Genomic DNA, 8,438 nt, shown 5'->3' with positions numbered 1-8,438 from the left:
AAGGCCTACCTCGCGCCGGTTTATGACTTTGCCAGCAAGGAGATTGTCGCCCATTCTATCTCGATGTTCCCTAATCTTGCCCAGCAGCAAGAGATGCTTCAGGTACTCATGGATGCCAAGCCTGCAGGGGTTGAACCGATTTTGCATTCGGATATGGGGTGGCAGTATCAGCACGAGACCTACATTAGTACGCTCGCTGAGAATGGTTTTATCCAGAGCATGTCACGCAAGGGAAACTGCATCGACAATGGCGCCACTGAGCAAGTCTTCGGACACCTGAAGGACGAGTTTTTTCGTGGCCAGGACTGGCAGAGCTTTGAGAGTTTCAAGGTTGACCTTGATGCCTATATCACGCACTGGAATACGGTAAGGCGTCAAGTGAAGCTTAAGGGCCTGACTCCGGTAGAGTACCGGGTTCAGGCCCTGAGGGAAGCCGTATAGCGGCTATTATTTAATGCGTCCAAGTTTCGGGGCGCAGTTCAAATACGAGAAACGGGGCTTTTATGTACCCTCTAGGAGGGCGAGACCTTTTAGAAGAGTGCCAGGGTGCTGACCAGCTCAGTAAAGTGGTTGGAAGAGGAAGAAGCAGCACCTGCCGCGCCGATAAGACCCAGCAGCAGGAAACCACCGATTACAACCAAGAATAGGCCACCAAAAGCTGCGTTAATCCAGCCCATGATGCGACCACCCGAAGCTGCAGTGCCAAAACGCTCAGCCTCATTAGCCTTCATAATGCCGATAACACCCATGATCAGCGAGGGCAGACCGAACAGCCACCAGCTAACAAAGAAGTTGCAGATCAGACCAATAATGCCGAGCACCATGGAGGTCTGACCAGCCTTCTCGCCAGCAAGCTGCTCGGGGGTCTTCTGAACAATGCCGACGGGCACCATCATGGGCTGACCGTACTGACCAGGCTGCTGGTACTGCTGCTGACCGTTCTGAGCGTTCTGCTCGTTCAGGTTGCCGTATTCCGGGTTGTAGTCGTAGGAGTTAGAGTCCTGCGGGTTCTGAGACATGTGGTCCCTCTTTCGTGTGAATGGTGTGTATTGAACCTTACTCACCCTAACCTATCGCTGAGGTGGGCACAAACGGATTCGTCATTCTGGAGCTATCCGCAGCATATATGCACTGACCAGAAAACTGATGAGGCGCACAGAAGCCCGCGAACACACGGGGCGCTCGCGGGCTTCTTCAAATCATGAGGCTACTGCAGGTAGCTTCAATCTTACTGCTTTACAAAAATCTTCAGAGCGACCAGCAAAATAATACTGACGACACCCAGAACAGTACCGGCAATAGCCATACCGCGGTTCTTCAGCTCGGGGTTATTCATAGCCAGGCGGCCGGTCGCAATAGCTACAGCACCAAGGATGAAACCGAGGACAAAGAAGCTCACAATACCGCTCACCAGAGAGACAATCGACAGGGTCTTTGCCTTCTTCGCCTGAGCCTGCTGCTCAGGGGTCTGAACGGGCACACCGTAAGGAACCTGCTGATTGAACTGGGGTGCCTGCTGGCTAAACTGGGGGTCCTGGTTGAACTGGGGCTGGGGGTTGTTGGGGTTTTCAGACATGATTTCTCATTTCGTTGAGTAAATAAGACGACTCTGGCAACGCTGCATGGAAAAATCACACGCCAGAGACGCCCTCTATTTATCGGTTGGACAGTAGCAGTCTATCGAAAATGTATATGAGCCTCAAAGCGCACAATCCATAATCCGCCCTATAAAGCAACACATACTCAGAGATATCTCCAAAGCACGGGCCGAATTGACCAAGCGCAAAACAGCCTATATTCTTATAGGGATGCGCTCACGAGCGCACCGTGGAGACGTGCCAGAGCGGCCGAATGGACTTCACTGCTAATGAAGGGTCGGGGTTAAACTCGACCGGGGGTTCAAATCCCCCCGTCTCCGCCACAAAAAGCCCCGTACCGGCTGGTACGGGGCTTTTGCTTTACCCATTTCTTCCAGGTACAAAGCCTAGAAAATCCTGGTCTAGAAACTCCTGGTCTAGAAGCTCTTGAAGTCCACGAGGCGCGCATCCGCACCATCAAGCAGAGCCCACTCCCCCGGCACCTCAAACACCGCAATAGAAGAGGGCGGGAAACCGTAATACACATCCATGGACGCATTCGGGTCAGAATCAGGGCTCATCAAATGCTGCGCGGCATCCTGCACACCGGGCAGATGCGACACCACCATCAGAGAATGAACATTCTCCGAAACGCTGTTAATGCGCGCAATAATGCGGGACGCAGACACCTCATACAGCCCCTCATCCAGATGAGCAGTAGGCGCCTTCGCCCCCAAACCATCCGAAACCCAAGTCGTCGTCTGACGAGTACGCAAAGCCGATGACGACATAATCTGCTCCGGAATATAACCGCGAGCCGCCAGCCAGGCGCCAGCAGCGGCAGCCTGCTCATGGCCGCGCTTCGTCAGCGGACGATCAAAATCATTCAGACCCCAATCAGCCTCCGCATGGCGCATAATAATCAGACGCTTGACCCCGCTGCGGTGCGAGCCAGATGCAGTGTTGGAAGAATTTTCAGCCATACACCCATTCTATCTAGAGGGCGCCGGATCGTGCCGCACGCCGCCACAGCACGCACACTAACACCCCCAGGCGGGCACAAGTAAACCCCGGCGCACCGGCATGACGCCAGCACACCGGGGTGCACTCTACAGAAGCTAAATTCTGTACACGCTAAATCGAGTATTCCGGAGCAGCCCAGACAACAACCTCGGGGTGCTCAAAGAAGCGGTAACCCTGACCGCGCACCGTACGCACGGTACCCGAGAGGCGGCCCAGCTTCGAACGCAGACGACGAATATGCACGTCAATTGTACGCTCATGCGGATGCTCGTCACCGGAGCTCCACAGCGCCTTCAGCAGCTCCTCACGACCCACGGTGCGGGAAGAGTTCTCCACCAGGTGTGCCAGCAGCTCGAACTCCTTGAAAGTCAGCATGAGCGGCTCACCATCCAGGAACACCTCGCGGCGTGCCAAATCAATCAGCACACCCGAAGAGTGGCTATTCGTGGTCTCTGCTTCGCGGGCGACATTCGCCTCCGGGTGCATGTACATTGCGGTCGGGTCGCCGAGCGCATTACGTACCACCTCAAGGTCGCTACCCTCAGCGTTCACCGGAGCCAACGCCACAGCGGCGTACGACTCCGACTCGGGAGCCAGGTGGTGTGCATAAGTGCGCAGATCTTGAACGATACGCACCAGGGAGGTGCCGTTCGCTGCAGCAAGTTCCTCATTCAAACCCACATAGAGCACAAAGCCGCGTGCCTCATTTTCCTGAGCCTGCTTATGGGCAGAGTCACCGGCTGAGAAAGTCATCGGACGCAACGTTGCGGCCTGCGCAGCGGGACGCTGAGGCTGCACGACCTGGCGCTTAGCGGCGCGGCCGCGCTGGGAGATGTGGACATATCCAGGTACAGCGCCTGACATGGTTCAACCTTCTCTCAAAGTCTGTGTACGGGATCCCTGTCGTACGTAGTGTGGGGTGCGCCGGAAGTGACGCCGAGTCAAACAGTCCCCAATACCTGTTCGAGCTTCAATCCTCTTACTTAATATTTCTCCTATTTGACGGATAAATCAAGCGGATTCAGCATAGTGGATTCATCTTTATGGGCGAGAGGAGTACAATGCCCCCTCTCATGTTTTAGGGTTTCAGGGACTACCTGAAGCTTTCAGTATTTTTTTCCCTTATAAATATTCATAGCTTCTTTTATTTACTGGTTCCACCCTGTATTTTCATGTGAAGCTGTGAATATGCTCAATATATTTTGAACCCTTCAAAACATTATAGTGTTCCTCATCACATACTATTAAGGGTGTTTCATAAACCCACACAAGCGCCCAACAACACCATAAACACCCAAGACAGCAGACCGTTAGACACACATCCCCCAACACCACACCATATAACCTGCGCACAGCCTCCAGCAGATACAACAAAGCGCCCCCGCACATGCTTAAACATATGCAGAGGCGCCCCACTCACATCACGTGAATAACGCTGAAAAACTACTCAGCCAGACCGTACAGGCGGTCACCAGCATCGCCCAGACCCGGAATAATGTACGCCTTCTCGTTCAGACGCTCATCACGAGCAGCCAGGAACAGGTCAACATTCTCCATACCCTCAATACCCTTCTCCAGAGCAGCAATGCCCTCAGGAGCAGCAATCAGGCACACGCAAGTCACAGACTCAGCACCACGCTCACGCAGGAACTTAATGGCCTCAATCAGAGTGCCACCGGTAGCCAGCATCGGATCCAGCAGGTACACCTGACGACCAGTCAGGTCCTCCGGCAGACGCTCAGCATACGTCACAATATCCAGGGTCTCCTCATTACGAGCCATACCCAGGAAGCCCACCTCAGCGGTCGGAACCATACGAGTCATACCTTCCAGCATGCCCAGACCAGCACGCAGAATCGGAACAACCAGCGGCTTAGGATCAGCAATACGAACACCGGTAGTAGTCGCCACCGGAGTCACAACCTCAACCTCTTCCACACGAATCTCGCGAGTCGCCTCATAAGCCAGAAGGGTCACCAGCTCATCAACCAGCTGACGGAAAATCGGGGACGGAGTGCTCTTATCACGCAGAACACTAATCTTGTGAGAGACCAGCGGGTGGTCAAGAATCTTAATACGCATAATACGATTTTACCCACCCCCGAATCAGCAAGCACCGGCAAAGCCCCGGAAGTGGCACACACCCTATAAAACTAGGCGAATACCGCCGCGCAGAACCCACCAGCGCACCCACCAATGCACCCGCCAGCACCACCCCAGAACAATCCGAAACAATCCGGACATGCAAAAACCCGCCGAGACGAATCTCGACGGGTTTTCGTTGGTGCGGTGGTGGAGGGATTTGAACCCCCGTTGGCTTTTACACCAAACATCATTTCGAGTGATGCACCTTCGGCCGCTCGGACACACCACCAACAGTGGAAAACTATAGCACACCCCCAACAGGAGAGCAAGAAAAACCACGTGCGGCAGCCGGGTGTCGCCCCTTTCACGGCCCCTTTCACCGTGCCCTTTTCGACACCCGACACCGAAGTCCCGGCTACGTCTACAGACCCTAACAGGTCCGCCTAATGACGGATATACCCATCTACAACCAGCATGACAGCACGCGTTGCATCCTCAGCATTGCGCTCCGCCTGATGCACTTCACGATCCATAGCAAACATGTAAATCGCGCCGAACATAGAGATCGCAATCGCACGAGGATTCTGAGCGGTATCAACCGTATAGCGGCGAGCCACAGCCTCCGTCATCTCCTCCAAAAAATCCAGAAGATTCAGACGGTTATCGCTCATCGCCTCAGTCCAACCATCCGCACCCTTCCATGCCTCCGAAAGCCACATCCGAGTAAAACCCGGACGGTCCTCAAGATACTGGAACGCGGCGCGAACAGCACTCCGCAACGCCTCACGCGGATCAGAATGAACCGACGCCGCGCGACGCGCATCGCTCAGCAGCAACTGCGTGCCGTACTGAACCAGCTGATCCACCATGGTCTTCTTAGAACCGAAGTTGTAATACACGGTTCCCTTAGAAACACCCGCCCGGGCAGCCACCTCTTCAACAGTGGCGTACTCAAGCCCCTTTTCGGTCATGATTTCCATAGCAGCGTTGAACAACTTCAACTGAGTTCTACCTGTACGGCCGGGACGACGACTTGAAGCTTCAGCGGCTGGGCGCTGCAACATCAGCAGTCCTCCCTCCCTTTTTGCAGATATATCTCTATTTTATTAGACAGTTTTCCCCCGGTGCGACTAAACAGGGTTTGTTACACCGTAATCTCCGGAGCCAGCTTCTTCAGCGACCACGTACGATCACGACGCGTGCCAATGTAACCCAACATCAGACCAGCCAGACCCCACAGAGTCAAAACCAGCATGATGCCCCACAGGCTCGACTCATTAATGCCATACGCCAAACGACGCGTACCAGCCACCGCATAACCCATCGGGAAGAAATCATGCATCCAACGAATCGACTCAGGCAAAGTCTCATACGGCATCGTGCCGCCCGCAGTAATCAGCTGCAGAATCAGAATGACCAAAGCAACAAGCTTACCCGGCGCACCCAAAATCACCGTCAAACCATGAATGAAACCGGTAAAGACCAGAGCCACATAGCAGAGGAACAGCCACACCAGCCACGGATGAGCCATCTCAAAGCCCAAACCAAACTTAATCGCCGCGAACATCAGAGTCGCCTGAGCAATACCTACCAGTCCGAACGGCATCCAGCTACCGAGCATCACACGAATCGACGGAGCATGCGAAGCCAACGCACGGTTATTCATCACGCGCAGCGTCTGAACCAGCATCAGGCCACCAATCCACAGCGCCAAGCACATGAAGAACGGGCCCATGCCCTCACCATAGTTACGAGCCGACGCCAGCGACTCATGCGACAAAGTCACAGGGTTCGACATCGTATCCGCAACCTTCGCCTGTTCAGTCGGCGCAAGGCTCGGAACCTGCTTAGCGCCAGAAGCCAGACCGCTCTCCAACGACGAAGTGCCATCCTTCAACTCGGAAGCACCATCATTCAGCTGAGTAGAACCATCAGACAGCTTCGCCGTACCGTCAGAAAGCTGCGACGCACCATCCTTCAGCTCATTCGCGCCATCAGCCAGCTTCTGCTGACCCTCAACCGCAGACTGCTCCTTCTCCGCCAAAGTACCGCTACCATCCTTCAGCTCGGCGGTACCGCTCTTCAAAGAACCAGTACCCTCCTTCAGCTCAGAAGCACCACCCGACAGAGTCGCAGAACCACTCGCAAGGCTCGAAGCACCCGAAGCGATCTTGGAATTACCATCAGCCAGGGTCGCCGAACCCGACGCCAACGAGGACGCGCCAGCATCCACACGAGCGGCACCATCAGCCACCGACGAAGCGCCCTTGGCAAGCGAAGACGCACCGGAATCCAGCGAATCCACGCCAGTCACCAAAGTCTGAATCTTCACCGCAGTCGACGACGAACCATCAGAAACACAATGGCTCGACTTCAACGCGCGCAACTTCGACAGAGCATCAGCAGCGGCAGCATCACGAGTAGCCAGATGCGACTGCAGAGCCTTCTGATTCAGCTCAGCAACCTCATTCTTCGTCTCCTCAGAATCAACAGCAGCGACCAGCTGATCAGCCTGCTCCTGAGTCAACGTACCCGCCTCAACCAGCGGAGTCACCCGAGCACGCACCTTCTGCGCACTCGCAGACACCACAGTATTCGACAAGTCACGACCAAAATCGCCGCTACCAGCAGAAGTATCCGTCTCATGCAGGCGCATGCACATCGCGTTCAACTCGGCCGGCAACTCACGAATACCCGCCTGATCCATACCTTCACGCAACTGATGGATACCAGACGCCAAATCATTAGCACCCTTCGCCACCGAAGCCGAACCACTCTTCAAGCTCGCGGTACCCTCAGCCAGAGTCGCCGAACCATCCTTCAGCTTCGACGCACCATCAGAAGCAGACGCCGCAGCCGAAGCCAAAGTCGACGAACCATCCTTCAAACTCGAAGCACCATCGGCAAGCTTCGCGGCACCAGAATCCAGCTTCGCCGCACCAGAATCCAAAGTCGACACACCATCAGCAAGCTTCGCGGCCCCCTCAGCCAACTGCTTCTGACCATCCAACAACTGCGACTGACCATCAGCCAGAGAGGAGGTACCATCCTTCAGCTTCACGGCACCATCATTCACCGTGGCGGTACCGTCCTTCAGCTGAGTGATAGCGTCCGCCAGCTTCACCGTACCGTTATTCACCTTCGACGCACCATCAGCAGCCTCATCCATCTTCGAATGAATCGTCGTGAAGCTAGCCAACAGCGAATTAGCCGTCGAATTACCGACCTTCTCAGCCACCGAATCACGCACCGCAGTGCCCGCCTTCGTGACAATATTCGTCAGCACATAGTTATTCGCGTCATTCGTAATGACCTCGATACCCGCCGAACGCGCATCAATAGGGCCCGTCTTACCGTCAGCATCAGGCTTAAACGAACCGGCACTCTGCAAATTACGCGAGAAATCCTTCGGAATCACCATCGCAAAGTCATAGGTGCCGTTCTCCACACCCTCGACAGCCTCAGTACGAGTCTGCACCTGACGCCAATCAAACGTGCCAGCATCCAGAAGATTCTTCTTCACGTCAGCACCGGTATTCACCTGCTTACCTTCGGAATCCGTCGCGCCCTCATCCTCAACCACGAGAGCACCCACAATGCCATTCACATTGCCGTAAGCATCCCAGTTACCGTACAGGTACAGGGCGCCGTACAGCAGCGGGATGCAAGACATAGCAAGAAGCACCAGAACCGGCAAAACACCGCTGGTCAGGCGCTTAAGCTCAACAAGAGCCACACGCAGAACAGTCATTC

At 54.9% G+C, this 8,438-nt stretch carries 8 protein-coding genes and 2 tRNA genes; 2 read left to right on the top strand and 8 right to left on the bottom strand.

All coding sequences use genetic code 11. The features are described from left to right. On the top strand, nucleotides 1-441 hold a 441-nt coding region (locus HMPREF2894_RS00695), incomplete at its 5' end, for an IS3 family transposase (RefSeq protein WP_070677378.1). 89 nt (nucleotides 442-530) lie between these two features. On the opposite strand, the gene HMPREF2894_RS00690 is transcribed toward HMPREF2894_RS00695, so the two are convergent. Both HMPREF2894_RS00690 and HMPREF2894_RS00685 read right to left on the bottom strand, forming a co-directional pair. Next, complete coding sequence (locus tag HMPREF2894_RS00690) at nucleotides 531-1,019, bottom strand: hypothetical protein (RefSeq protein ID WP_005504421.1); 489 nt, start codon at nucleotides 1,017-1,019, stop codon at nucleotides 531-533. Between the two features lie 209 nt (nucleotides 1,020-1,228). Next, complete coding sequence (locus HMPREF2894_RS00685; protein ID WP_049346009.1) at nucleotides 1,229-1,576, bottom strand: DUF4190 domain-containing protein; 348 nt, start codon at nucleotides 1,574-1,576, stop codon at nucleotides 1,229-1,231. Between the two features lie 253 nt (nucleotides 1,577-1,829). Here HMPREF2894_RS00685 and HMPREF2894_RS00680 point away from each other — a divergent pair. After that, nucleotides 1,830-1,921 (top strand) — tRNA-Ser (locus tag HMPREF2894_RS00680). A gap of 93 nt (nucleotides 1,922-2,014) precedes the next feature. Here the strand turns inward: HMPREF2894_RS00680 and HMPREF2894_RS00675 are convergent. The 6 genes from HMPREF2894_RS00675 to HMPREF2894_RS00650 form a co-directional block, all read right to left on the bottom strand. Further along, nucleotides 2,015-2,560 carry a SixA phosphatase family protein gene (locus HMPREF2894_RS00675; RefSeq protein ID WP_049349918.1) on the bottom strand — a complete coding sequence of 182 codons (546 nt, stop codon included), beginning with the start codon at nucleotides 2,558-2,560 and terminating at the stop codon, nucleotides 2,015-2,017. 151 nt (nucleotides 2,561-2,711) lie between these two features. Then, entirely contained in the window at nucleotides 2,712-3,464 is a 753-nt protein-coding gene (locus HMPREF2894_RS00670) for a winged helix-turn-helix domain-containing protein (RefSeq protein WP_070599639.1), read from the bottom strand. Nucleotides 3,465-4,043: 579 nt separating this feature from the next. Then, on the bottom strand, nucleotides 4,044-4,682 hold the full coding sequence (gene upp / locus HMPREF2894_RS00665; protein WP_049340400.1) for a uracil phosphoribosyltransferase: 639 nt from the start codon (nucleotides 4,680-4,682) through the stop codon (nucleotides 4,044-4,046). A 205-nt stretch (nucleotides 4,683-4,887) separates the two neighbouring features. Next, nucleotides 4,888-4,974, bottom strand: a tRNA-Ser gene (locus tag HMPREF2894_RS00660). Nucleotides 4,975-5,128: 154 nt separating this feature from the next. After that, the gene (locus HMPREF2894_RS00655) at nucleotides 5,129-5,749 is read right to left on the bottom strand and encodes a TetR/AcrR family transcriptional regulator (protein ID WP_049340402.1); all 621 of its coding nucleotides are present in this window, start codon (nucleotides 5,747-5,749) and stop codon (nucleotides 5,129-5,131) included. 80 nt (nucleotides 5,750-5,829) lie between these two features. Beyond that, nucleotides 5,830-8,436, bottom strand: a complete 2,607-nt coding sequence (locus HMPREF2894_RS00650; RefSeq protein WP_049349917.1) for a YhgE/Pip domain-containing protein — start codon at nucleotides 8,434-8,436, stop codon at nucleotides 5,830-5,832. Between the last annotated feature and the right edge of the window lie 2 nt (nucleotides 8,437-8,438).

This window comes from Rothia sp. HMSC066G02 (genome assembly GCF_001813145.1).
Taxonomy (GTDB): Bacteria; Actinomycetota; Actinomycetes; order Actinomycetales; family Micrococcaceae; genus Rothia.
The sequence above is the reverse complement of the archived record's forward strand: the minus strand, read 5'-3'. Positions and strand labels throughout refer to the sequence as shown.

Coding starts and splice junctions, on each gene's coding strand:
- HMPREF2894_RS00655 (WP_049340402.1), bottom strand. CDS start 5,749: ATGTTGCAGCGCCCAGCCGCTGAAGCTTCAAGTCGTCGTCCCGGCCGT.
- HMPREF2894_RS00650 (WP_049349917.1), bottom strand. CDS start 8,436: ATGACTGTTCTGCGTGTGGCTCTTGTTGAGCTTAAGCGCCTGACCAGC.
- HMPREF2894_RS00690 (WP_005504421.1), bottom strand. CDS start 1,019: ATGTCTCAGAACCCGCAGGACTCTAACTCCTACGACTACAACCCGGAA.
- HMPREF2894_RS00675 (WP_049349918.1), bottom strand. CDS start 2,560: ATGGCTGAAAATTCTTCCAACACTGCATCTGGCTCGCACCGCAGCGGG.
- HMPREF2894_RS00670 (WP_070599639.1), bottom strand. CDS start 3,464: ATGTCAGGCGCTGTACCTGGATATGTCCACATCTCCCAGCGCGGCCGC.
- upp (WP_049340400.1), bottom strand. CDS start 4,682: ATGCGTATTAAGATTCTTGACCACCCGCTGGTCTCTCACAAGATTAGT.
- HMPREF2894_RS00685 (WP_049346009.1), bottom strand. CDS start 1,576: ATGTCTGAAAACCCCAACAACCCCCAGCCCCAGTTCAACCAGGACCCC.